The following is a 24,925-nucleotide window of genomic DNA, read 5'->3' on the forward strand; positions in this document are numbered from 1 at the left end:
AAATCCTGAGCGTTTAATTTTGACGCTTTTTCATACCGAACCAAACTACCAAACATAAACAAAACCAACTTTTACCCACAAAGCAAGCAACCACACTATTTATAATTGCCGAGGAGGTCTATTTTTCTTCGCTTATGCAGAAATAAAACTAACCGAATTCAGTATAATAAGAGCCATCTGTGAGTCTGTCAAAATGTGATTCCGCAACACCGAAATGTTGACCTTTAGTAGTTTTTCATAGTCCATAACCATGATAATGCTAACTACGAACTACATGCATCATCACTAATCTGCGGAAATAATCAACCACAAAAAAGAAACTAAATCCCAAGAAGATCTAATGAACAAAAACGCTTGCCATAAAACAACAAACTAAACAAAGACCCGACGAGCTGGCGCTTTGCGTAGAAGAGAAAGCCCAGAAGCAATTCTTTGAACATTTCGCGGTAGAATAGTTATTGAAGATTTATTACAAAGACAGACTCTCCTTTTTTGAGGAATCTGCATGTCCTATGATGAGAATGCAGTGTTAGATATCATCGAGAAAGCAAGCAAAAGTGTGGTAAACATATCCACAGTCAAATTGGTACACAACGTTTTCTATCAAGCAGTACCGGTAAGCGGCATGGGTTCAGGCACTATCATTGATAAAAGAGGTTTGATTCTAACCAACAATCATGTCGTGGGTGGAGCACAAAAAATCAATGTAACCTTGTGGAACAATCAGGTGCTAGAGGGAGTTATCGTTGGGTCTTGTGCAATCCATGACATAGCAGTCATAGAGGTCCAAGATGGCGAAGAGCTTGAAGCCGCGGAGCTGGGAGACTCAGATAAACTCAGAGTGGGACAACAGGTTTATGCTATTGGCAATCCGTTTGGTTTAGTGGGAGGCCCCAGTGTAACTAGAGGCGTTGTGAGCGCTATAAATCGAACCATAGAATCTGAGCGGGGACTGATTGAAAACCTCGTACAGACCGACGCTGCCATTAACCCCGGCAACAGCGGCGGACCACTCATTGACCTTTTGGGTAGAGTGGTTGCCATAAATACCGCCATCATTCCATATGCACAGGGCATCGGGTTTGCTATTCCTATTAATTCTGCCAAGAACTGTACCGAACAAACAGTCACAAAAAATGCTAAGCAACAACCGTGGCTGGGCATCGTTGGATTAACTATAACTATGCAGATAGCACGCTATTATGGGTTAACGGTGGATTGGGGCGTTTTTGTAACCAAAGTGATTCAGGGCAGTCCCGCAAAACAAGCGGGTATGGTACAGGGAGATATCATTCTTCAAGTGGGCAGTATCGAAATCAAGGGGATTGAAGAGTTGGTCGCAGAAGTCCACAAATACACCATCGGCAAAACCCTACAGGTGCTTGCGGTGCGTAATAGCAAAAAATGTCTCTTTGAGTTAAAACTCGGCCAAGCACCATCATCATAAATTAAGGTGATAAAATGAACATAGAAGAAGAAATTAGAGAAATTCTTGACAAATACCGTGTTGTTGCGGTTGTTGGTTTATCGGATACTTTGGGCAGGCCCAGTCACCGTGTTGCGGCATATCTCAAAAAACATGGTTACCAAATAATTCCGGTTAACCCGTTTGTTGAGAAAGTTTTGGGTGAGAAGTGCTACAAAAGTCTTCTAGATATTCCAGTTGATATTCAGAAAACTATAGATATTGTAGATGTCTTTCGAAAAAGTGAAGATGTTCCACCAATTGTTGCGCAGGCCATTGAACTTAGAGTTAAATTTGGCAGGCCGTGTGTGGTTTGGATGCAAAAGGGTATTATCAATTTAGATGCGGCGAAAATGGCACAGCAGTCAGGTTTGAGGATGATTATGGATCGATGTATAATGGAGGATCACCTGCAGTTGTGTCGCTCTAGTTAAGCTGCGCCCAGTATTAGTGAGACAACTGTTGCGATTATGACTATGGTTAGGGTTTCGGCGAGAGTTATTTTCCAGCTGACGCGGGTTTTCTTTGAGCGATATCGAACTAAAAAGACTCCTGCGATGACGCTGACTATACTTAGTGAGGCTACGATGTTGTAGTATGGGGGTAGGAGTAGGTAGGTGGCTATGGGGATTATGCCGGCTATGAAGGTTGTGACTCCGCAGATGATGGCGGCGTAGAGATTTGATCGATGGATCTGGCGGCCCAACACTAGGAAGAGTTTTTGGACCAGCAGAAGGGATTTGGTGCGTTCTTTTTTGTCAGGAATATCGCTTAGACTGTAGTTCATTAGGTTCTGCAGGGTCATTATATCGTTTAGGTCCTCAGTGATGCCGCCTAATAGAAAGCTAGAAAAGTTTGTGATGGCAACTGCGCTCAGGGTTAGAAATGCAGAGAAAATAACAAGATCAGGGTTGCTAAATATGGCATTTGAGGTGAGAGTACCTATGAAGGCTGAGAGTATGACAACAAGGCTGGTAATGGAGCCGTCGACTAAACCGGCGACAACCTCCATGATGGGCTCTTTTTTGAGCAAAAGACTCTCCCACTCCTTACCTAGTCGGCGCCCCTTTGTTGTCAACCGAACATACTCACCGCTTTCCTCAATAAGATTCTCTGCGGCCATCTCTGTAAGTGCCTTATCAAGCTCAGCAGGATCAATACAAGTATAGCCTACACAAACCCGATCGATGCGTCGCTTAAGGGTAGAGCGATTAAGTTTAGCACCTTTAGTGAGGTTTAAAAGAACAATAACCCGAATAACGTCGGGTAACTCTTGAATTTCAAAGGACACTCAACTGGTCACCGATACAACAATAACATCATATGCAACCAAAAAGAAACTAAATAACATTGTGCCACAAAACATGGACAAAATAGGGTTGAGAGCAATAACCGCTAATTCGCTATAGCAGTAATTGATGTTATTAGCACTTTTTTGCATATCATAGTTTGTTTTTTGGCATGTCTGGTAAGTGTAGGGTGTTTTGATTTAGTTTCAGACAAGGTTTTGCTCCTAAAAATATTGATTAAGATATACGCTTATCTTTTAGTGGTGGTTTTTTGTCTGACAACGTTTTAGTTCGAGAAATTATGACAAAGCCTGTCAAGGTTGTACGTGAGGATACAAATCTTCAAGAAGTCATCGCGACCTTGAGTAGTTTTGATATTGATTCTATTGTTGTTGTGCAGGGAAAACGTCCTGTAGGTATCATAACATCTAGGGATGCTTTGATTAGGGGTTTTGAGCAGGGTTTGCCGGCGCGTGAAATAAAGGCGGGGATGGTTGCTTCTGCGCCGGTTATAACAATTGACCAAGAAGCCAGCTTAGAAGAAGCTACAGATCTGATGCGAAAAAAACACATCAAACATTTAGCTGTTATTAGCAACAGTGAATTGGTTGGGATTATTAGCGCCATGGATATTGTTTTTGCGATGCCCTCAATGCTACACACTATGGAAGAAGTTTGCCGACGATAAATTTGAAGCGCCAGCACATAAGTACAATTTTAAATGTCGGAAAAATAGTGCCGTAAGCATATAAGATAGACTTTTCAGAAGACTTTTTTTATGCTTGTTATGTTAAAATCTTTATCATCTGTTATTATTTCTTTAGCACCAGTTCTTATTGCTACGGCTAGATGTAGAGCGTCTTCGTAGTCTAACTTGTTGCTGTCCATCAATTCAGTGGCAGTTGTCAGGTCTTCGGGTTTTAATGGCTCTATTGTTAAACCCTTTAGTTGAGTTAGAGCGGTTGTAATTTGCGCTACAAATGGGCGGTTTTTTAAGTTTTTGCCAGCTAATCCCGCCAGTACATACAGTGCTTCATAGATGGTTAAACTAGAAGTTACGTATTCTCTGGGAGAAGATGCTATGATTTTCTGTATCCAGCTATATGCTGTTTCGCCGTATACTGGGTGGTTACTTAACCAATAAACGAATATATTGACATCTACATAGTAACGCGTTGTTTCCACCGTTTCAACATCTCCGTTTTAGCATATTCCTCTAGGTCTTCAGGCCAGTTTTCTACATGCACTATACCATAGTATTTATCGGCTATAGACTCGGAGGCTTCTATGATCAAGACTTTCCCTTCGGATTTTATATTGACACAGCCCCCTTCGCTTAATTGGATAGCTTCTCGGAATTTTCGGGGGATCCTGATACGACCTTTTGCATCCATTTTTACGGTGGTCTCAGTCACAAATATTCCCACATACAAACTAATTCCCACCAATTTAAATATTCCCACAGTTAATTATTTGCCCACTTTCTTATGCAGATAATAAATTAAATAAGTTACCGATTACACTTTATGGGTTACTTAGTGGTGGATGATTATGAGTAATGAAGTTTCTGTTTCTTATGAGCCTTTTAAGGAAATTGTAATTATGGAAAAGACTTGTTTTAACAGCCCTGAGGAAATTGCGCGGTTTACCAGTGTGATTGCTGGAGGTAAAATGGCAGGGTTGTATTGGGTTGATGGGGTGGTGTTTCTCTATTTCCCGCTTTCGGCGTCTAATGTTGCGGTTGCTAAGGAACTCTTGGAGAAGCGCAAGGTTTATTGGACCTATGTTGGGTTCGCCGCTATGCCACGGTATATGCCTATAATTGAAACTAAGGAAAAGATGATTGTACCGGTTGTGGATATATCCTGTGATCCTATTCTCAAGTCAGTTGCGCAGTGGTTAAAGCAACAGCTACAGACGGAGAGATGTTGTCCCCCAGAGCCGGGACCACAAATTGGTTACAGGTAGACCTGTACCCTAATTGAAGGGTAGGGTTTGGGTCAGATAAGCTTTAGAGGCAAAGTTTTTTCGGGCAAGGGTGAGGGTAAACATTTTGTTGAGTTACCTTGGGTTAGAGCGCAGATAGAGCAGAAGTTGGGGTTTAGGCCTTATTTTGGAACGTTAAATTTGCATCTGTTTGAAGAAGAGGATGTTTTAAAAAGAAAAAGATTGCTTGAGTCTGCTTTGGGCATATGTGTGGAGCCTGAGACTGGTTATTTTTCAGGAACACTTTTTAGGGCAACTATTTTGGGTGTTGAGGCAGCAGTTGTGATTCCTCAGGTACCAAATTATCCAGTAGATGTTTTAGAAGTTATTGCACCGGTTTATTTGCGTGGAAAATTAGAAAAGGGAAAGGGGGATTTAGCGGTTGTTGTTACAGTTACGGTTTAGCAGTAACTGTTTTTTTAAAGTTGGCTATGTAGGCATCTAATCCGCCGTTTTTCTGGAGGTATTCGCCATACCAGACCAGCGCTTTCATGGCGCGTGCGGCAGCTTCGGGGCTGTCAAAGCTTGGAACGCCCATTTTGTCGAAGTGGGTTCGAGTGTAGATGGCTAGATCAGTTTCGCCGATGTCGACTGCAACGATGGGTTTGTTGTATTTGCGAGCGACTTCAACGGTGCCGCCGATGTATTTCTCTTGGAGACCCGGCATGTGGTGGAGGCCAAGTAGGATGATGCCGTGGGTTTTAGGGTCGTTGAACATGATGTCAGCAGATACGATGAATTGGTCATCGATAACTGAGCCGGTGAGGTCAACTGGGTTGTGGGTGGCGGCGATTTCGAGGATTTTGCCTTCTTTTTTGAGTTGGTCGAATTTTTCATCGGTTTCTTTGTCGAAGCGGTCTGCGGTTAGGCCTTGGGTTTCGAGTTCGTCAACGGTCATAACGCCGGGTCCGCCTGCATCGGTTAGAACACCCATGTTTTTACCGGTAGCTGGGGGTTGCATTGCTAGGGCTTTGCCGTAGTCGAAGAATTCGTCCATGCTACGGGCACGTATGACTCCGCATTGTTCAAAGGCGGCGTCATAGACTTTGTCGCTGCCTGCGATGGCGCCTGTGTGGGATGCTGCTGCTAGGGCTCCTGCGGAGCTACGGCCGGATTTGATGACCACGACAGGTTTTTTGAGGGTGACTTTTTTAGCGATGTCGATAAAGGCGCGTCCACCCTTAACATCTTCAAGATAAACAAGAACCACTGTTGTTTCGTCATCTTGGAGCAGGTAGTTAAGAATGTCAGATTCAGAGACATCACATTTGTTGCCAAAGCTGACGAATTTAGAAACACCCATACCACGACCGGTTAGGTAGTCAAGTGCAGCTGAGCCAAAAGCACCGCTTTGGGTAATCATAGCAATGTTACCAGATAGGGGACGGGGGGTAGCTACAAATTTTTGACCATTGCTGAGGGTTTTCATCTCGGGTAGAAATATAGTGTCGACACCGCTTTTACGGTAAAAGACACCCAAGCAGTTGGGACCCAAAATGCGAATACCGCCCTTTTTGGCGATTTCAACCACTTGGTCTTCAAGTTCTTTGTTTCCGACTTCTTTAAAGCCGGCAGTGATTATAACAGCGCATTTAACTTTTTTAGCAACCGCCTCCTCCATGACACCAGCAACTGCTTTGGAGGGAACAATAATAACAACTAGATCAATCTGATCAACAGGAACCTCACTTAGAGTCTTAAAACACTTAAACCCTAAAAGTGATTCTTCACTTGGGTTCACAGGGTAGAGCTCGCCCTTGTAAACGCCCTCATTTTTGTTAGTGGCAAGATTCTCAAAGATGACGCAGCCGGCTTTGCCAGGTTTTTTTGTGGCGCCAATAACTGCGACGGTTTTTGGATTAAAGAATGCATCCAGCTTTTGTAGTGCTTCTTCCATTAGCTATCCCATCGTAATGCGCATATGCTCACAAGCCGATTTTTATGTCTTACTCTCCAAAAACACAATTTTTGGTTTATTTCTACAATATTAACCTTTAACACGATTTCCTTCGGACGATAACTAGCGGCTTATGAGAAACTGATGCAATCATCTCCCAACTCACCCCATCCACCGCAACACCAAACCGCGAAGCCATATCCCACACCGTCGCACCCGAACCCACCCCCCGCACCCGATCAGCAACATTTGTAACAGTTAAGGCGTCCCCAGCCAAAACAAATCCCCCCGCAACCGCCAAAGGCGTAGAACTGCGCTTCAACCCCAAAACCCGCCCCAAAACATAACCAACCACCCCACCCAAAGAATGAATACCGCGCATCGGCTTAGGCCGCGGAGTAAAATAAAAATTACAAAACCGAAAAGTCTTATCAGTATCAGCAATAACTACACAAACATCACGACCCAACTCTTCTCTGATACATCGCCGAATTTTCTGAGCAAAACCCTCAACACCACCCAGAGGCAAACTAACATAGGAATAGGCCAAATTAGAACCATCAATCCCACCCTCAGAACCAAACATCAACGCAGCCAAAAGTCCTGCATGCTCCAGCGCCACCTGCTTATGACGACTCCCCGACTCAGAGGGGTACTCCCGCAGACGCCTAAGCAACCGCCCCCCAAACCCACACAAAACCCCAAGACCATAGCCCCAAACCACACGCATCCAAACCCCAGCAATAAATTTGGCATTTCGACTAGGCTCAACCAAGGCTTCATCAACTATACAACCCGTAGCAATCGATAGAGCCTTCTCAGAAACAACCACAAAATCCCCATCTAAGAGCTTGCCGCTCAGAGCCTCAGTTATTTTATAGAGATAGTTTTCATGGGGTTTCCAGTAACTGGTCTTAACCGCCAACGCCAAATATTTAGTCATAGAGAAACGCTACCAAAGCAAACCAACTTTTCACTAATAAGACTAATCCAAGACGCCATTTTAGGATTATAGGCAATTGCAGTGTTTGTGATTGTTTAGAAGAGTGCGTAGGGGAATTTTTGGTTGTTTTGCCAGTGTTTGCCTTTTATGGGGATGGGGTGTCCACAGACAGAGCAGTGCATGTCGTCGGTTAGGTTCCATTGTGTGACTTCAAAGCCGCATCGTTTGATGACAGCGATGTCGCAGTTGGGGCAAATCGTGTTCTCGGCGGGGTGATCGGTGATGTTGCCGATGTAGACATAGTTGAGACCTTGATTTTTGGCGGTTAGATAGGCATGCTCCATTTCTTGCACACTAGTAGCAGGGGTGTTGGCCATTTTATATTCGGGGTGGAAACGCAACATATGCAGAGGGGTATCAGGACCCAAGTAATCGTTTATCCACTTAGATAGAGAGCGGATGTTTTCAGACGAGTTCCCGATTTTGGGAATAACGAGGTTTGTTAGTTCGATGTGGACATTGTGGAGTTTGAATTCTTTTAGGGTATCATATATGGGTTCGACTGTTGGAACGCTCATGTTTGTGCGGTAGAAATCGGGGTCGGCACCGCCTTTAAAATCTACAGTAACCGCATCGAGGCAGGGTGCAATTGTTTTTACTGCTTCGGGTGTCATGTATCCATTGGTTACAAAGGTGTTGAATAATCCGGCCTGTTTGGCCAGCTTGGCTATGTCATAGACATACTCCAAAAAGATTGTAGGTTCGGTGTAGGTGTAGCTTAAGCCTTGGCAACCTGTGTTTTGAGCGGCACTAACTGCTTCTTCGGCTGAGAAAGGATCGCCGGGTGCTTGGTGGTCTTGGCTTATCATCCAGTTATCGCAGAATTGGCAACGAAAGTTACAACCCGCCGCCGCTATAGACATCACTGAGGCACCTGGATTGAAGTGATAGAGGGGCTTTTTGCTGATAGGATCAACGCCTACAGAGACAGCTTTACCATAGTTTAGGCTATAGAGAGTACCGTTTTCATTTTTTCGGACCAAACAGAAGCCAGGTGCACCCATACTGATAAGACAACTGCGTGCACAAAGACAACATTTGACTTTGTTATCATCTTGGCGAGTGTAGAGTAGCGCTTCATGCAGAGACATATTTTCCACAAAGAAAAAGAGCAGATTGTGTTTAAAAGTGTTAACTCAAGGGCTTAAACAGCTCGTGCACCGCTTAAACGCAGACCTCTCAGGCATGCGGGGTGTTTTGAAGAATTTGAGAACGCCATGTGTGTTCTACAAAGGAGGGAAAATTAGATGTTTAAGGAGGGTTGAAGGTTGTTTAGAGTAGTTGGTTGTAGAAGCAGCTGTATTCGCCTGTGTGGCATGCAGGGCCGGTTTGTTCGACTAGATATAGTAGTGAGTCGCAGTCGCAGTCTGTGCTTATGGAGATTATTTTTTGTGTGTTTCCGCTGGTTTCGCCTTTTATCCAGATTTCGTTTCGGCTGCGGCTCCAGTAGGTTGCTTTTTTGGTTTTTAGGGTTAGTTCTACGGCTTCTTTGTTGGCGTAGGCTTGCATTAGGACGGTTTTGGTTTTGGCGTCTTGGGTTATAACGGGGATGAGCCCGTTGCCTTTTGTGAAATCTAGTTTTTTGAGCAGTTCGGTTGGTGTTATTGTTGTCGTATGGTCACCCCCATTTTGTGCAGGTAGTTTTTGACTTTTGGAATGGGATAGTTGTTGTAGTGGAAAATTGAGGCGGCTAGTGCGGCGTCCGCTTTGCCTTCTGTGAATACATCGTAGAGGTGTTTGGGTTCTCCGGCTCCGCCGCTTGCAATTATGGGAACGTTGACATGTTCGCTTATATTGCGGGTTAATTCGAGGTCATAACCGTCTTTGGTTCCGTCTTTGTCCATGGAGGTGATTAAGAATTCTCCGGCGCCTAGTTTTTCGGCTTCGGTGGCCCATGTTAGGGCGTCTATGCCTGTGGGTTTTCTGCCGCCGTAGGTGACGACTTCAAACCAAACGGGGCCCTTGGGGGTGTTTATTGTGTTTTTTGTGTTGGCTGAGGTGGCAGTGGTGGTGGGGTTGCGTTTGACGTCGATAGCGCAGACGACGCATTGTCGTCCAAAGGCATCGGCTAGTTCGGTGATTAGGTGGGGGTTTTCGACTGCGGCTGTATTAATGGAGACTTTGTCGGCTCCGCTACAAAGAATTAGGCGTGCATCTGCTACACTTCGGATGCCTCCGCCGACGGTGAAGGGTATGTTGATTGTTTTTGCGACTTCTTGGACGTATTTGCGCATTATGTCGCGTTTTTCGCTTGAGGCGGTAATGTCTAAAAAGACCAACTCATCGGCGCCATCGTCGCTGTAGCGTTTGGCCATTTCGGTTGGGTCGCCGGCTGATTTGGGGTTTTGAAAGTTTATGCATTTGACAACTTGGCCGTGGTCGACATCGAGGCAAGGTATGATTCGTTTTGCTAGGGGCATATTGTTAGGGTCCTATGGTTGTTAGTGCTTCTCTTAGTGTGAATCGGTTTTCATAGAGGGCTTTGCCGATGACGGCTCCTTTGCAGTTGATTGCTTTGAGTGCGGCTAAATCAGCTATGGAACCTATGCCGCCTGCGGCGATGATTTTGGTGTTTGAGGATTGTTGGACGGCGTCGGTGAGGGTTTGGATGTCGGGGCCGTTTAGCATGCCGTCTTGTGCGATGGAGGTTATGAGAAATGTGTGGACACCTAGTTGGGTGTATTTGTTGAGGGCTTCATCTACGGTCATGGGGGTCTCAGTTTGCCAGCCATCAACCATGATGTGGCCGTTGCAGTTATCTAGGGCAACTATGACGGTATCATCGCCGAAGGTTTTTTGGATTTTTGTGATAGCGGAAGGGTCGCTAAAGGCTAGTGAGCCCAGTATGACTTGGGCGACGCCTACTTGAAGCAGGCTCTCGGCGACTTCGTAGCTACGTATGCCTCCGCCGACTTGGAGGGGTAGGGTGATGTTTTTTGCGATCTCGGCGATGACTGGGCGGTTGTCGCCTATGCTAAATGCTGCGTCGAGATCGATTATGTGGAGTTTGCCTGCGCCTTCGCTTTGCCAGCGTTGGGCGGCTTGGAGGGGTGTGCCGAATTGGGCTTCGTAGGTTTTGGCGGTTTCGGCGGCACCTTGGGTTAGGCGGACGATTTTTCCGCCCATTAGGTCTATTGCAGGTATTAATTGCATATTTGTCACTTACCGTACTATTATTTTTGCAAAGTTTTTGAGTATTTGGATGCCTGCTTCGCCGGATTTTTCGGGGTGGAATTGGGTGCCGTAAATGTTTTTTTGGGCGATAGCAGAGGTGAAGGTTTGGCCATAGTATGTTTGTGTGGCCACTATGTTTGGGTCCTTGGGGTCGGGATATAGGGAGTGAACAAAGTATACGTAGGTGTCCTCAGCAATGCCTTCGAGGAGTTCAGTTGGTTTTTTGATGCTAAGGGTGTTCCATCCCATGTGAGGTACTTTTACTGTTGTTGCGGGGAGTTGTTTGACTTCTCCTTTGAATAGGGCTAGTCCTTCTCCGGGTCCTTCTTGGCTTGTTTGAAAGAATAGCTGCAGTCCTAGGCATATGCCAAGTATGGGTGTGCCTTGTGTGGCTTTGGTGTGTATGGTTTCTTTGACTGGGGCTAGTTTTTCTAGGGAGGCGGTAAAGTTGCCTACGCCGGGTAGGGCGATGGCGTCTGCTTGGGTTAGGTCTTCTTTGGTGGTGGCTATGGTGGTAGTTAATCCAGTTTTTTCTAGGGCGGTTTTTAGGCTTAGGAGGTTGCCTGCGCCGTAGTCAAATATGGTTGTGTTGGCCACTTAGATGACTCCTTTGCTGCTGGGTACGCCTTTGCGTCTTGGGTCAATAGTGATTGCTTGGCGCAGTGCAAGTGCGAGGGCTTTGGTTGCGGCTTCGGCTTTGTGGTGGTCGTTGCTACCATATAGGACAAGGATGTGGATGTTTGCTTGGAGGGTTTGAATGAGTGATTCAAAGAAGTGCACGATGTCTTCGGTGGGCATGTCTTCTATTTTTTTGCCTTTTAGTTTGAGGTCGAGTTTGCCGTAGGGGCGTTTAACTAAGTCAACCGCAGCAAAGGCTATGGAGCAGTCCATGGGTGCGGCGGCGCTTCCAAAGCGGGTGATGCCTTCGCGGGTGCCTAAGGCTTTGTTTAGGGCTTCCCCTAGGCCCAAGGCGAGGTCTTCTACGCAGTGGTGTACCAAGTCGCCCTTAACGGATGCTGATATATCAATTAGGCTATGGGTGGCCAGAGAAGTGAGCATGTGATCAAGAAACGGCACTCCGGCAGATATTGTGGCTTTGCCTTCTCCGTCCAAGTTGACACTAACACGAACGTCTGTTTCTTTGGTTTTACGCTGAACCTCTTGAAATCTCATTATCGTCATTATTTTTTTTCTCCTTGGATTTGTTTTAGTGCCTCGATTAGTTTAGCATTCATCTGGGGCAGGCCCACAGTTATGCGGAAGCAACTCTCATATTGTAGGAGCTTACCCCATTTTTTTAGTATGATGCCCCGTTTAAGCAGTTTGGTGTAGAGTTGGTCTGCGGGGGTTTGGGTGTTTATGAGTATAAAGTCTGCCTGTGAGGCAAATGCTTTGATACCCTCGATTTGGTTTAGTTGCTCTATGAGATTTGTGCGCTCGGTTATAAGTGCTGAGACGGCACTTTGGGCTATGGTGATGTTTTCGAGCATTTTTATACCCATCCGAATAGAGAATCCACTTACGGGGTAGGGTAGGGGGGATTTATCGCGCATCACCTTGGCTAATTCGGGGTTGGCCACAGCATAGCCTAGGCGCAACATGGCTAGACCAAAGGCTTTGGAGAATGTGCGCAGTATAATCATATTGGGGAATTCTTGGATGCGTGAAATGAAGCTATAATCGGCAAATTCGCCATAAGCTTCATCTAAGATCACTATGCCGGGGAATGCTTGGGTTAGTTTTTCGATGTCTTTGGGGTTTAGTTGGTTTGCGGTGGGGTTGTTGGGTGAACACAAATAGAGCAAACGGGTTTTCTCTGAAAATGCGTCCAGCATGGCGTTTATGTTGAGTTGAAAGTCAGCGTTTAGGGGGATTTCTATGTATTGGCCGCCTTGGCGCTTGACACAGAGCCGGGGGATAGCAAAGGAGGGCGTGAAGGCCACTGCTGCATCGCTGGGCTCAATGAAGAGTCGTACCATACGATCGATTAACTCATCACCTGCGTTGCCCACTACTAAAAAGTCCTCAGGAACAGCGAGGTGGCGACTTAGTTTTTGGCGTAATTTGATTTCTTCATCCTCGGGGTACATGCGCAGATCGATTTCGTCACAGAGCTGCTTCATGATATCAGTTTGTTTGGCGCGGTCGATGTAGAGGTTTTCGTTGAAATTGAGCTTAACAATTTCAGACGACTCAACGCCTAGTTGATCGGCTAGACCCTCAGGGGTGACACCGGCGCTGTAGCAGTCAATAGCGCCTAGTTTGGCCAATTTTTTATCGAGCCATGCACGGTAGGAGGCACTCATTGTTGGAATCTCGCCTCTATGGCTTTGGAGTGATTGGGAAGGTTCTCAGTATCGGTTAGGACCTTAATGTGTGTGCGGACTTTTTCTAAGCCTTCTTTGGAGCATTCTGCAATACTGACGCGGCGCATAAAGTCGATAACGGAGAGTCCGGAGAAGGATTGGGCGAAGCCGCCGGTGGGTAGTACGTGGTTGGTTCCGCTGGCATAATCGCTTAGTGGTACAGGGCTGTAGGGGCCTATTAGGATTAAACCGGCGATGAGTTGTTTGGAGAGAGTTTGGGCGTTGTTTGTCAAAACTTCTAGATGTTCGGCGGCAAATTGGTTGGTTAGTTTGACTGCTTGATCCATATCAGTACAGACTATGATAAAACCATATTTAGAGAGGGATTCAAGAACTTTCTCAGCTCGGGGGGCTTGAGCTACTATGTTGGTGATCCAGCTTTGTACGTCTTGGGCTAGTTTGGGAGAGGTTGTTATAAGGGCTGAGATGCTGTCGGTACCGTGTTCGGCTTGGGAGATCATGTCATAGGCGATTAGGCAAGGATCTGCGTATTGATCTGCTAGGATTAGGATTTCGCTTGGTCCTGCGGGCATGTCTATGGCGGTGTCTTGTGAGACTTGGACTTTGGCGGCTGTGACGTATTTGCTTCCGGGTCCAACTATTTTGCGTACTGGAGCTATGGTTTGGGTGCCATAGGCTAGCGCAGCGATGGCTTGGGCGCCGCCGATTCGATAGATCTCGCTTATGCCACAAATATCAGCGGCGACAAGCACTAAGGGGTTGACTTTGCCCTCTGCATCGCAGGGAGAGCATATCACGATGCGTTTTACGCCGGCGAGTTTAGCGACCAGTGCAGTCATGATCACGGTGCTTGGGTATGCGGCTTGGCCGCCTGGAATATAGCATCCAACACTTTCCAGGGGTTGCATCAGGGTTTTTACCATAATACCCTCGTTGAAGACTTGAACGTTGGTTTGGGTGAGGAGTTGATTTTGGAAGATGCTAACGCGTTGTTTCATGAACTCGATGGCGGCTATTTGTTGTTTTGTGACTTGTTGGTAGGCGTCTTTGATCTCTTGGGAGTTGACTTGCAGGGTGGCGGGTGTGAGGTTGGCTTTGTCGAATTTTTGGGCGAACTCTATGATTGCTTGGTCGCCTTGGGTTCGAACGTGGTCTATGATGGTTTTTACGGTGGTTTGAAGCTCCGCTTGATTTTGATTGGTTTGTTGACGACAGAACCAATCTTTGGGTAACTGATTTGTGGTCCACAGTTTTAGGATTGGTTGGTTTTGCATTGGTCGTCGGTTCTCCAGGCGATCTCATCAAGGGCTAGCACCTGGCGTGGTTCAAACACCACTAAGCCCTGAGTGAGTCGGCGGATTTTTGGAAGTATGGCTATGAAGCAGTCTTTTTCAATGACTGTATTGACGCCTACCCAACCCTCATCAGCTAGGGGACATATTGTGGGGTTTTTAAGGGCGGGTAGTTCGGTTAGCAGGGTTTGGAGGTTTTCTTTTTTGACATTGACAAATATGTGTATACGTTTTGAGCCATCAACAACACCTTTTAGCAGAGCCACAATGTCGTAGATTTTTTCTCGTTTCTGGGGGTCTTGGAGCGCTTTTTTATTGGCAATAAGTATAGCTGCGGATGTGAGAACCGTATCAATTATGCGCAAACCGTTTGCTTCTATGGTGGTTCCGGTTTCGGTTACATCCATGATACAGTCGCTGTTTTCTGGGGGTTTGGCTTCTGTGGCGCCAAAGGAGAGAAAGATTTTAGCTTTAGGATTATCGCCCTTTCGCCACCAAGGTGTAACCAACACAGGATCTGTTTCGCCAAAGCGGGCTTTGTATTCAGGGGTGCTTTTGAGATACTCAGAAGCTATATTGAGGTACTCGGTGCTTACACGGAAGTTTTTGCCCTGACTCCAAATAGACTCCATGAACTGACCCAAGGTGGTGCCTGCGGGAACACTTTTGGGCACTGCAATAACTAGGCGGATTTTGCCGTATTCGAGGTTTTGGAGAATCTCAACATCAGCACGGTTTTCTTTTACCCAGTCCTCACCTGTGATACCTATGTCTTGGAGACCTTCGCTGACAAACACGGGGATTTCTTGGGGTCGTAGCACTTTCATCTCAATTTGGGGGTCATTTATACTTGGACGATAAGTACGATCAGTTCCGCCGAGTTTGAAGCCAGATTTGGAGAAGAATTCTGCGGTTGCTTTTTCTAGGGAACCTTTGGGGATGGCAAATTTTAATTTATCCATAAATTTTCACCTAAATATTTAGAGTTATATCTAAGGGTTTTTTGTTTTGCAAAAACGTTCTGTTGGGGAAATGCGCCTGATTTACAATAACAAATCGACACTAAGCTTTCAATGAAGGCAATCGCCTTGTATGAACGCAATTCCTCATCATACGTCACTAAGGACACCACAACAGCTGACTCCCTAATAAATTATCGCATCAATACTAGGCTAAATCCTCATACCAAGTACTGCAAAGCTATTTTTAGAGAGACAACCTCTTTTAAAAACAGTAAATAGATAACCCGCATATAAACAAAACGCGAAACCAACAACAGAAAACCAGCAACCAACCACAAAACCAAACGACCACCCGTGTCAGATACTAACGTAAACTAACAAAAAAAGAGCAAAAACAACAACCGCTTGGTTAAAACTCTGAGTTAAGCAGGCAATAAAAGTTATTAAAAACTTAACAGCTCAAAGTAAGAAGGAATAGTAAGATAGTGTTGCAGTATGGACGCAGATGAGGTTGTAGTAACAAAAAAAGGTCAGATAACCATCCCTGTAAGGTTACGTAAAAAGTTCAAAATAGAAGAAGGAACACACATAGAAGTCATTGAAACAGAGAATGGAATTCTTGTTAAACCAAAAAAATCTATTTGGGACTACATCGGATCAGGCACAACGTATGCAACCGTTGAAGAAATGAAAAAAGAACTCAACAAACTAAGAGAAGAAAACACCTAACCGAGTCTACGATACCCAATTTTTATGGAAGTAGTTTACTCAAAAATCCGGAAGCTAACTTCTGTATTTGCTGTTTAGGGTTGCAGTAAACTTCATATCAGAACAGACCTATAGCCACAAGGTGGTTGATATGAAAAAGATCTTTGGTGTATTTCTGTTTGTTTTGTTAGTCAGCGGATTGTGTTTTGCCGCTATATCTTGTATAGATAAAGCACAAGCGCAGAGTGCTTCAAAGAAGCCGGCTGTTCCCGAGTTTAGCGTAGAGTTCATTAATCAATCCTATGATGTACCGCCCGCTCAATCAACAGATCCCTTCACAGGCGAAACGATAACCAAACCCGGCTATCACGTAGAAGCAGGAACCATCAAATTTACGATTAAAAATCAACCGAATTATTCGGGTTTAATGTACAATATTCGATGCAAAGGGCATTATTCAGACACCTGGACGGAAGCATTCCGTGCTAACGACGGCTTTCCACTACAGTCGGATTCTGCATATACCGAGATAATCTTTAGCGGTGATGATAGAGGACCTAAGGACAGCTTTAGCAACCTCACGGGTAACTTTGACGGCACCCATATCGGAGGAGTATTTGCACCTTTTGGCGGGAAAGTAGATTATCAAGTACAAGCCATGAACGGAGTCCTCAAAGCAGACCTAAGTCCACCCATAGTAGTAATACCCTACTACTTTGAAGGAGAAACAAGTGAGTGGAGTAACACAAAAACCCTAACTATTGGCACACAAAACAATGAAACCCCAAATCAGTCCAATACAACCTCATCAGGCTCCACTGATACCTCAGATCAAACAGCTCAAACAGAGATAACAATAGCAGGCCTTAACCTAGCTGAGTTTAGTTTGGTAATTGGCGTATGCACTGTAATAGGAGTGTTACTTGTTGCACTTGTGTATAAAGGTCGCATTCAATATGCTAAGACGTCATAGTATAAACGCATAATAATGGGGATTGTTTCTGTCATCATATCTCTGCGAAATTTTTATGATGAAAGGGGAGAAGGGGTTGAACCGATTTTTTCTGTACGTATAGTTATGTACCTCGCAGATGTTAAGAATAACTTTTTCTCATCACACATACCCCTAGACCATTTCTGCAAATGATGCGCTTAATGTGCTGTGACCCCCTTTTTCCAGCTCTTTTTAAGCTTTAAATCACCAATACGCTTCTGTTTGGGATTGTTTTTTTATAGCACATCCAAAAAATCAAAGCGCTATGAAGTGCTGAAGTGCTGGCGGTATGTTCTGACATTTCCATAAAGTATGAATTTGGACATCACCTTTAGTGCTCACATAAATGCCATAAGAACCAACAGCACATGTAGCCGCATGTTGTTGTCGATGCTGAAAGTTTGTTTAAAGACATTTTTGCACGCCATCCGAGCATAGTTTGGCCTTAAACTGAAAGTGTTGTGCAAAAAACAATTTTGCAAACTATATATAATAAATAAACCAATTTACCGCATATATAATAAATAAAGCACATTTATATAATAAAATTAAAAAGCATACCCTTATGAAGTATGCAATAATTGATCTCGGGTCTAATTCAACAAGACTTGCCATCTACAGATATGAAAATGGCAAATTTGATAAAATTTTCAATCAAAAAGAAATTTTGGGACTTGCTGAATATGTTTCAAAAGATGCCTTAAGCACAAATGGCATCAAGAAAGCATGCGCCGTTCTGAATGATTTTAAAGCAAATGCACTAAACTTTACTGCATTATCCAATATTCATTTGATTGCTACAGCTTCCCTTAGAAACATTACAAACAAAGACGAAGCCGTAAAACTTATCATTGAGAAAACTGGGTTGACACCAAATGTTCTTGAAGGCGAAACAGAGGCTACCTTAGGGTTTGCCGGGGCTTCTCAATATGTAAATTGCGATAACGGAGTAATGATTGACATTGGAGGAGCAAGCACTGAACTTGTGCTCTTCAGAAATTACAGAGCTGTAAATCTTATAAGCCTACCAATCGGCTGTTTGAATCTAGCTGTTAAACACGTGAGCGAAATAATACCTAAAAAAAGTGAAATGAAACAGATTACAGCAGATATAAGTAACCAATTTTCAAAGATTGATTGGGAAACAGATACAAACTATCCACTGATGATCGGCGTGGGGGGCACACTTCGAGCCGCGCTTAAACTGTCTTGTAGCATTTTTGATCTTCCACAGGAACAAAACAGCATTGAAACTCGCTACATAAAGAAAATTACCAAACTTTTGATAGAAAATAAAAACGATATTTACCACACTACATACAAAACTATCCCTGAGCGGTTAATGACTATTTTACCAGGACTGGCTATCCTGCGATATGCAATAAAAAAATTCGAATGTAAGACCATAACGGTAAGTGAATACGGTATCCGTGAAGGTTATTTAATGGACAGGGTGCTAAAGAAACATGATGAACCCCCCAACAGTGGCAAACAAAACTGATTTTAATCACTGCATACAAAACAGGGAGCTATCATGGCTGAAGTTCAATGAACGGGTTTTAGAGGAAGCAAACTTTAGTAACAATCCACCATTAGAACGACTAAGGTTCATCTCTATTTTCAGCAATAACCTTGACGAGTTCTATATGATCCGGGTTGGCAGCCTAACAGACTACATGCTGTTTGCTCCCGAATATTTTGATAATAAAACAGGCATGACAGCAAAACAACAACTTGACGCCATATTCAAACAAACAACCTCACTGTATGCACTTAGAGACAACTATTTTTTCACCGTTATAGAAAATCTAACAAAATTCGAAATTAACCATTTGAGAATGCGTGACCTGAATCATAATGAACAAAAGAAGGTTGAAAAACAATTCATACGGGATATAATGCCCTTATTGTCCCCACAAATAATTGACAGCCGCCACCCGTTTCCCCATATCGACAATAAACAACTCCATATAGCCGTGACATTGGAACATAAAAACAAATCTTCGTTTGGATTGATAGCAGTTCCCAAAACATTGGAACGAATTATCTTTCTAGAAGGAACATTTCGCTTTGTCTTATTAGAGGACGTAATTTATTATTTTTCACATATCGCTTTTAAACCGTATAAAGTACAAAATAAAACAATCCTAACCGTAACCAGAAATGCCGACATTAACACAGAACAAGGCATACTAGACGAGGATATCGACTATCGCCAATTTATGCAAAAACTCATTAAAAAACGCCAACGCCTTACACCTGTCAGATTGGAAATTCAGTATGAGGTAAAAAACGCTTTTATCGAATTTTTCTGCGAAAAACTAAACCTAAAAGATACACAAGTTTTCTTATCTTCCACACCACTTGACCTTAACTATTGTCATAAACTTGAGGAGAAAATAGAGCTAAAAAACAGAAAAAATTTGGTAAGACCAGTACATACCCCCTGTGATATTTATCCTGTTGACAAAAAAATAAACATAATGAAATACGTTCAAAAGAAAGATCACCTTTTGTCCTACCCTTATGAGAGCATTTTACCCTTTCTTGAAATGATTAAACAAGCCGCAGAAGATCCAACAGTCTTATCCATAAAAATAACCCTCTACAGGCTTGATTCCCAGTCTAAACTTGCCGAATCACTGATTCGCGCTGCTGAAAATGGGAAAGAAGTCATTGTACTAATGGAGTTACGTGCTCGATTTGATGAAGCCAATAATATCGAATGGTCAAATCGACTAGATGAAGCAGGTTGCCGTGTGATATATGGGCCATCTGGCTATAAGGTACATTCCAAAATATGTCTGATTACTAAAAAAGAAAACGGAAAAATACAATATATTACGCAAATAGGTACGGGCAACTATAATGAAAAAACTGCAAAACAATATACTGATCTCTCGTTGATCACAGCAAATCAGGAAATCGGTAAAGATGCGGCCAGATTTTTCAATAACCTTTTACTGGGTAATCATGATGGAGATTATACCCATCTGTGGATAGCTCCTAATTACTACAAACAGAATATTTTACAATGTATAGAGGCGGAGGAGAAGAAGGCAAAGAATGGTGAAAACGGGAGAATAATTATTAAATGCAACTCAATCACGGACAAAGACATTATAGTAAAATTAATTGAAGCATCTCAAAGTGGTGTAAAGATTTCCATGATTGTGCGAGGTATCTGTTGCCTGATACCATGTGTTCCGCAACTTACCGAAAATATCACAATTATCAGTATCATAGGCGAATTTTTGGAACATTCAAGAATTTACTGCTTTGGAGCAGGGGACGACAAAAAAATATACATCTCATCGGCTGATTTGATGACAAGAAATACTGAACGTCGTATCGAAATTTCTTGTCCTGTTCTGGATGGGGAACTTCAGCAACGAATTTTTGAAATGCTAGAAACGATGCTTATGGATAATACAAAAGCATGGGAACAATTTTCAGACGGCAGATATGTGTTGCGTCATTCACCAATAGATCTGCCTATTAACTCACAAACGATATTTACAGAGCAAGCCCGTGTCAGCGCCGCTCATATACTTGTTGATAACATGCAAAGCACAAAAGGAACAATAGTATCATCCGATATTACCCATATCGGGAGAAAAATCAAAGATATATTTCTGAAATTTCGGGATTCATCGTAACACCAAATGACAATACTGCATCAAGCAACTATACACACAATCAAAGGGAGCAACAGGGTAGAATAAGTGGAAAGTTTGATGGTGACATTAAACAGCTAATCAGTTGGTGCTTCATTTTAGTTTGTTCTATTCTGCGCTAGATGAGAGCCTTTGATGTGAGCTGTCTAATGTTGTCGCACCACGCTTACCAAAAACCCAGACAATAGTTCTTCGCGAACTACCACCAACTACCCTGCAAAGTTTCTTTTTTATCAACTATTAAAAATCTATTTATCCTGTCAATAGGACATAACATAAGAAAGCACCGAGAAAGGAATACAAAATGGATAAAGAAATAATGGGCATATCCGGAAGCCCTGTACCAAATAGCAATACTGATAGGTTTATTATGCATATACTAAAATCCAGCGGACTGAGCTATGATTTTGTCAAATTAAGCGACATCACAGTAAGACCCTGCCGAGCATGTAAAGCCTGCGTCAAAGACAACATCTGCAAAATTAATGACGATTTCCCAGAACTTGCCAAAAAGCTACTAACATCTAAAGCCATTGTTATCGGCGGATACGCACCATACCGTATGATAGATGGCTACACAAAAGCATTCATCGAAAGATTATGGTCAATGAGACATTTACATAGTTTAAATCAAAGCAGAATTGCGGTAACAGTCGTATCAAGCATAGAGACCTCAACTGCTCAGAAGGTGCTTTCGAGTTTGGCTGTTGTTATGCAGATGGAAAAGTTTAACCATGTAGCGCAGTTTCACATTGGCGGCAACGTGGCTTGCCTGACATGCGGCGTTGGAGGGGTCTGCAATGTCAGTGGGGCTAGACGCTTGTTTGGGCCGGATGCGGACATTTCAAAAGATTTATGCATTGCTGTCGAAACGTTACCTGTCTGGGAACAGGGCGGTCAGATTGGTTCTTTAATAGGACGCTACATAAAAGGTGAAACAGAAACGCTACCATCGGTTAAACTTTAAAGCTGATACTTCGTTGCCATCTTAGGCTTTTTCCACATTGTTTAACAAGCAGTATATGTGTAAAAGGTGGAACAAAATCGGTATTTGAAGTATTCTTCGTGAAAAAGCCCTGAAACGGGGCTTTTATCACGCAACTTCAAACCTTTTTCTTTAAATAAATTTACTTCCAACGGAAAGGCTGTCAAAATGTCTATTGAAATAACCGTACAAAAAGTATATAACCGGTTTGGATGTTTCTCGACAAGTAAAACCAGAGATTTTCTTGTCCGTAAGACAAGTTGATGGCGATTTAGGGTATTATGGACGTATCATCGGAGCAATATCTGTTTGTGGGAAGTTATTTATAAGCAAAAAATGTTTGCAATAGAAATACAAAATATTGCAAGTTTTTAATAAAAAAAGATATTGGGGGGGTTACCATGTGATGTTTTTGAGGATGAGGATCAAGTCTTCGATATCGACTCGGCCGTCACCGTTAACATCAGCACGCTTAGCAGCATTCCAGTTAGCATCGCCCTCTTTAGCCATAAAGAACAACTGAGCAGCAGTCAAATCAAGCTGATCAACAACACCATCACGATTAACATCATACTTTGAAAAGTATTGACCAATAGATGTTTGTACAAGTCCATTTGCTATCAAAGAATCAATATAGACCGCCACATCCGCATCATCATAGCCGCTTAAGACAGCATCAACCAACCTAACATCAGTAGTTCCAAGCAAGTTACTGTTTGATGCCAACACCATCTCAAAAATATCCAAAGCACCAGCAGCACTACTTACACCGCCATTAAAGTTGACAAGAGTAACACGACCCGTCCAAACACCAGTGCTATCCCGAGTCCACGCAACATCACCAAGGACCTCAAAGCCATTAAGACCAGTGAAAGATTTACCGCTAAAGTATGCGCCGTCAACTTCAAACTGAAGAGTAACCGTAGCAAGCTTGCTTACATCACTAACAGAAACAGTGTATGTAGCGTCATTACCAACAACAACATCGGTAGCGCCACTCAAAGCAACAACAGCAGACACGGGGACATTAATGGTTTTGGCAATAGTGTAGGAGTCTATTATACTAAGAGTGTTATCCGCGTTCACCTGATAAGTAGTGCAGGTGAAGGAGCTGGCAGTCATATCCACAATGCTAAACATCGGGCGGTTGTTCTGGTGCATAACTGCAGTGTAAGGTTGTTGCGCCACTAAGCTATAGTATTTTTGGCCGCTTGCGGAGTTGAGGGAGAAGTAGACAGTGCCGGTTAAGTCGGTGGCTTTGCCGTCAATCAGGTTTTCAGGTTGCATACCCAGGGTATTTGAAGTGCTGGAGTTGCCAGACCATTTCATTGGATATGAACGACTGTAAGAGTGGTCATGTCCGTTAAATACGACATCGATACCGAACTCGTCAATCACAGGAACATATGTATCTCTGTAGTTTTTGCCGTCTGAGAGGGCGTGCGAACTGCCTTGACCGTATACGTCATAGTGGAAATTGAGGATTCTCCAAGTTGCATCCGGATTTGCGTCAATCGCATTTTGCAAAAAGTTCCTCATGCCAGCCGCGTTACCAGTGGTAGAATCCCAAACCATAAACAGGGTATCACCATATCGGTACCAATAGTCCACCACGTCCGCCCCGCCGTTTGTGTTTGGTGGGTTATAAAAGACATGTGGTGCTGTGCCTGAACCTTCGTGGTTACCCATGCATGTAGCTAGAGGTAGAGATGAGAAGATTGACTGGGGTGTGAAGAAGTAATCATACTGAGCTCTGGTGTTAGAATCAATGTTGTCACCAGTGCTGGCCATAAAAGCAACATCAGAGTTCACGCCAAGAGCCAGTTCCAAAGTGTTTTTCCAGTTGTTACCATAGGTTTGACTGGAGACCTGTGGGTCACCGAACACTATATAGCTGAATGAGTCAGGGGTACCTGTTTTGGTGGTGTATTCAACACTCCAGTTGTCATTGCCGTCACCAAGTTGGTAAGTATAGGCGGTATTGGTCTCAAGACCAGTTACGGTAACTCTATTATAATACATGGTGCTAAGAGAGGACGGCGCGGCGCTACTTGTGCCAGTAAATTCAATTGCCTCGCTATATTGTTGCCATATACGGACAACAGGGTTATCAGCCTTGTCTGCGGTGTGCCATGAAAAAGTGAGCTGAGTCGCATCTGATCCTGGAGCCAGCGTCAGATAGCTTACATCCAGGGCTGTTGCTGCGGTAGCGTAGGGTAATGCCGCTACTATCATGCTAAAAAGAACGCAGATAGTCAGAGCAAAAGATAACATTTTTTTATTATTTTTTGTTTGTAACTTCATTTCAATTTTACCCATACAAATTTTAAGAAAGCAAACGCTTTCTAAGAAGTAAAATCCAAAACGCTGATTATAAAAAATATGTTAATAGATTCAATATCTATATTGTCTCCATATTTTTCTATAAAAAATACATATTCATTAAGGTAAATAGCGGCAGCCCCGTTAGTGCAAACACTGAAAAAGTTCACAAATCAAATAAACAGTTAACCAACTATACTTTCTGTCTCTTTCAATATGCAATAGAAACTTGCTAACAACTCTATACATCAGCCAGAACAAAGAGGACAAACCACAACTTCAAAACAGAATGACCCAAGAAAAAAAGTGTAGACGGTTTATTTTATTGGATGTTGGTACGCTTTTTCATGATAACAAAAACACCAATGCCGCAAACCGCAACAACCAAAAGCACAAGGGCAATCCAAAAACCAACCGACAAACCAGAATCTTTTGAATTATCCACCAATAAATCATGGGCAGCAATTAACGAAGCACTATCATCATCTGCCGATGAATCCTTGTCGCCAATTGACGATGCGTTATCATCATCTACCGACGAACCCTTAGCACCAATTGATGACCCGCCATTAGCGCCATCTCCCGACGAACCCTTAGCACCATCCACCGATAAACCTCCAGAACTATTTTCAGGCAATACTTTGATTTCAACAGGGGCGAGAAACTCACTACGGGTCTCACCATTATCAACAATCTGCGCCAATTTAATCTCTGTCAGAGTAACTTTTTGAGAATCATCATTTAAACAATTAAAAACGAGATAACCTACATCTAGTTTACCATCTTTAGGTACATACTTGTTATCTGCATTATAAAATCCCACAGAAGTATAGCCATTTTTCAC

The 24,925-nt window shown here is 43.4% G+C and carries 26 protein-coding genes; 10 read left to right on the forward strand and 16 right to left on the reverse strand.

Annotation, left to right across the window (positions count from 1 at the left end; all coding sequences use genetic code 11):
• The first annotated feature begins 505 nt into the window (after positions 1-505).
• Positions 506-1,447, forward strand: a complete 942-nt coding sequence (locus tag FWF39_RS05185; RefSeq protein WP_343382380.1) for a trypsin-like peptidase domain-containing protein — start codon at positions 506-508, stop codon at positions 1,445-1,447.
• 14 nt (positions 1,448-1,461) lie between these two features.
• On the forward strand, positions 1,462-1,899 hold the full coding sequence (locus FWF39_RS05190) for a CoA-binding protein (RefSeq protein ID WP_343382381.1): 438 nt from the start codon (positions 1,462-1,464) through the stop codon (positions 1,897-1,899).
• Here FWF39_RS05190 and FWF39_RS05195 read toward each other — a convergent pair.
• A complete protein-coding gene (locus FWF39_RS05195) occupies positions 1,896-2,756 on the reverse strand; it encodes a hypothetical protein (RefSeq protein ID WP_343382382.1) in 861 nt (286 codons plus the stop codon). The genes FWF39_RS05190 and FWF39_RS05195 overlap by 4 nt on opposite strands.
• A gap of 269 nt (positions 2,757-3,025) precedes the next feature.
• On the opposite strand from FWF39_RS05195, the gene FWF39_RS05200 reads away from it, so the two are divergent.
• Complete coding sequence (locus FWF39_RS05200) at positions 3,026-3,442, forward strand: CBS domain-containing protein (RefSeq protein WP_343382383.1); 417 nt, start codon at positions 3,026-3,028, stop codon at positions 3,440-3,442.
• Positions 3,443-3,516: 74 nt separating this feature from the next.
• On the opposite strand, the gene FWF39_RS05205 is transcribed toward FWF39_RS05200, so the two are convergent.
• Both FWF39_RS05205 and FWF39_RS05210 read right to left on the reverse strand, forming a co-directional pair.
• Positions 3,517-3,939: a PIN domain-containing protein gene (locus tag FWF39_RS05205; protein WP_343382384.1), complete on the reverse strand. Its 423-nt coding sequence runs from the start codon at positions 3,937-3,939 to the stop codon at positions 3,517-3,519.
• A complete protein-coding gene (locus FWF39_RS05210) occupies positions 3,915-4,169 on the reverse strand; it encodes an MraZ N-terminal domain-containing protein (protein WP_343382385.1) in 255 nt (84 codons plus the stop codon). The genes FWF39_RS05205 and FWF39_RS05210 overlap by 25 nt, the downstream gene beginning before the upstream one ends.
• 136 nt (positions 4,170-4,305) lie before the next feature.
• On the opposite strand from FWF39_RS05210, the gene FWF39_RS05215 reads away from it, so the two are divergent.
• Together FWF39_RS05215 and FWF39_RS05220 are read left to right on the forward strand one after the other, a co-directional pair.
• Positions 4,306-4,722: a hypothetical protein gene (locus tag FWF39_RS05215; protein WP_343382386.1), complete on the forward strand. Its 417-nt coding sequence runs from the start codon at positions 4,306-4,308 to the stop codon at positions 4,720-4,722.
• A gap of 27 nt (positions 4,723-4,749) precedes the next feature.
• Positions 4,750-5,145 carry a DUF120 domain-containing protein gene (locus FWF39_RS05220; protein WP_343382387.1) on the forward strand — a complete coding sequence of 132 codons (396 nt, stop codon included), beginning with the start codon at positions 4,750-4,752 and terminating at the stop codon, positions 5,143-5,145.
• Here the strand turns inward: FWF39_RS05220 and FWF39_RS05225 are convergent.
• From FWF39_RS05225 to hisG, 11 genes are all read right to left on the reverse strand, one after another.
• Complete coding sequence (locus FWF39_RS05225; protein WP_343382388.1) at positions 5,135-6,637, reverse strand: CoA-binding protein; 1,503 nt, start codon at positions 6,635-6,637, stop codon at positions 5,135-5,137. The genes FWF39_RS05220 and FWF39_RS05225 overlap by 11 nt on opposite strands.
• A gap of 97 nt (positions 6,638-6,734) precedes the next feature.
• Positions 6,735-7,580, reverse strand: coding sequence for a coenzyme F420-0:L-glutamate ligase (locus FWF39_RS05230; protein WP_343382389.1), 846 nt, complete (start codon positions 7,578-7,580; stop codon positions 6,735-6,737).
• Between the two features lie 95 nt (positions 7,581-7,675).
• The gene (amrS, locus tag FWF39_RS05235) at positions 7,676-8,731 is read right to left on the reverse strand and encodes an AmmeMemoRadiSam system radical SAM enzyme (protein WP_343382390.1); all 1,056 of its coding nucleotides are present in this window, start codon (positions 8,729-8,731) and stop codon (positions 7,676-7,678) included.
• A gap of 181 nt (positions 8,732-8,912) precedes the next feature.
• Positions 8,913-9,245 (reverse strand): phosphoribosyl-AMP cyclohydrolase, encoded by a 333-nt coding sequence (hisI, locus tag FWF39_RS05240; RefSeq protein WP_343382414.1) that lies wholly within the window; start codon positions 9,243-9,245, stop codon positions 8,913-8,915.
• A complete protein-coding gene (gene hisF, locus FWF39_RS05245; protein ID WP_343382391.1) occupies positions 9,242-10,060 on the reverse strand; it encodes an imidazole glycerol phosphate synthase subunit HisF in 819 nt (272 codons plus the stop codon). The genes hisI and hisF overlap by 4 nt, the downstream gene beginning before the upstream one ends.
• A gap of 4 nt (positions 10,061-10,064) precedes the next feature.
• Complete coding sequence (hisA, locus tag FWF39_RS05250; RefSeq protein WP_343382392.1) at positions 10,065-10,793, reverse strand: 1-(5-phosphoribosyl)-5-[(5-phosphoribosylamino)methylideneamino]imidazole-4-carboxamide isomerase; 729 nt, start codon at positions 10,791-10,793, stop codon at positions 10,065-10,067.
• 9 nt (positions 10,794-10,802) lie between these two features.
• On the reverse strand, positions 10,803-11,411 hold the full coding sequence (gene hisH / locus FWF39_RS05255) for an imidazole glycerol phosphate synthase subunit HisH (RefSeq protein WP_343382393.1): 609 nt from the start codon (positions 11,409-11,411) through the stop codon (positions 10,803-10,805).
• Positions 11,412-11,987, reverse strand: a complete 576-nt coding sequence (gene hisB, locus FWF39_RS05260; RefSeq protein WP_343382394.1) for an imidazoleglycerol-phosphate dehydratase HisB — start codon at positions 11,985-11,987, stop codon at positions 11,412-11,414.
• 8 nt (positions 11,988-11,995) lie between these two features.
• The gene (hisC, locus tag FWF39_RS05265; RefSeq protein ID WP_343382395.1) at positions 11,996-13,120 is read right to left on the reverse strand and encodes a histidinol-phosphate transaminase; all 1,125 of its coding nucleotides are present in this window, start codon (positions 13,118-13,120) and stop codon (positions 11,996-11,998) included.
• Complete coding sequence (hisD, locus tag FWF39_RS05270) at positions 13,117-14,415, reverse strand: histidinol dehydrogenase (RefSeq protein WP_343382396.1); 1,299 nt, start codon at positions 14,413-14,415, stop codon at positions 13,117-13,119. Before hisD ends, hisC begins: the two co-directional genes overlap by 4 nt.
• Positions 14,394-15,395 (reverse strand): ATP phosphoribosyltransferase, encoded by a 1,002-nt coding sequence (hisG, locus tag FWF39_RS05275; RefSeq protein WP_343382397.1) that lies wholly within the window; start codon positions 15,393-15,395, stop codon positions 14,394-14,396. The genes hisD and hisG overlap by 22 nt, the downstream gene beginning before the upstream one ends.
• A 495-nt stretch (positions 15,396-15,890) precedes the next feature.
• On the opposite strand from hisG, the gene FWF39_RS05280 reads away from it, so the two are divergent.
• The 5 genes from FWF39_RS05280 to FWF39_RS05300 all read left to right on the forward strand — a co-directional run bounded on the left by FWF39_RS05280 (position 15,891) and on the right by FWF39_RS05300 (position 21,741).
• Positions 15,891-16,124, forward strand: a complete 234-nt coding sequence (locus FWF39_RS05280; protein WP_343382398.1) for an AbrB/MazE/SpoVT family DNA-binding domain-containing protein — start codon at positions 15,891-15,893, stop codon at positions 16,122-16,124.
• Positions 16,125-16,254: 130 nt separating this feature from the next.
• On the forward strand, positions 16,255-17,076 hold the full coding sequence (locus FWF39_RS05285) for a hypothetical protein (protein WP_343382399.1): 822 nt from the start codon (positions 16,255-16,257) through the stop codon (positions 17,074-17,076).
• A gap of 586 nt (positions 17,077-17,662) precedes the next feature.
• Positions 17,663-18,598, forward strand: a complete 936-nt coding sequence (locus FWF39_RS05290) for a phosphatase (RefSeq protein WP_343382400.1) — start codon at positions 17,663-17,665, stop codon at positions 18,596-18,598.
• The gene (ppk1, locus tag FWF39_RS05295) at positions 18,564-20,756 is read left to right on the forward strand and encodes a polyphosphate kinase 1 (protein WP_343382401.1); all 2,193 of its coding nucleotides are present in this window, start codon (positions 18,564-18,566) and stop codon (positions 20,754-20,756) included. The genes FWF39_RS05290 and ppk1 overlap by 35 nt, the downstream gene beginning before the upstream one ends.
• 322 nt (positions 20,757-21,078) lie before the next feature.
• Complete coding sequence (locus FWF39_RS05300) at positions 21,079-21,741, forward strand: flavodoxin family protein (RefSeq protein WP_343382402.1); 663 nt, start codon at positions 21,079-21,081, stop codon at positions 21,739-21,741.
• 414 nt (positions 21,742-22,155) lie between these two features.
• On the opposite strand, the gene FWF39_RS05305 is transcribed toward FWF39_RS05300, so the two are convergent.
• Both FWF39_RS05305 and FWF39_RS05310 read right to left on the reverse strand, forming a co-directional pair.
• Positions 22,156-24,063: a fibronectin type III domain-containing protein gene (locus FWF39_RS05305; RefSeq protein WP_343382403.1), complete on the reverse strand. Its 1,908-nt coding sequence runs from the start codon at positions 24,061-24,063 to the stop codon at positions 22,156-22,158.
• Positions 24,064-24,403: 340 nt separating this feature from the next.
• Positions 24,404-24,925: a hypothetical protein gene (locus FWF39_RS05310; protein ID WP_343382404.1), complete on the reverse strand. Its 522-nt coding sequence runs from the start codon at positions 24,923-24,925 to the stop codon at positions 24,404-24,406.

The sequence above is a fragment of the Candidatus Bathycorpusculum sp. genome, assembly GCF_009778815.1.
In the GTDB taxonomy this organism is placed as follows: domain Archaea; phylum Thermoproteota; class Bathyarchaeia; order Bathyarchaeales; family Bathycorpusculaceae; genus Bathycorpusculum; species Bathycorpusculum hydrogenotrophicum.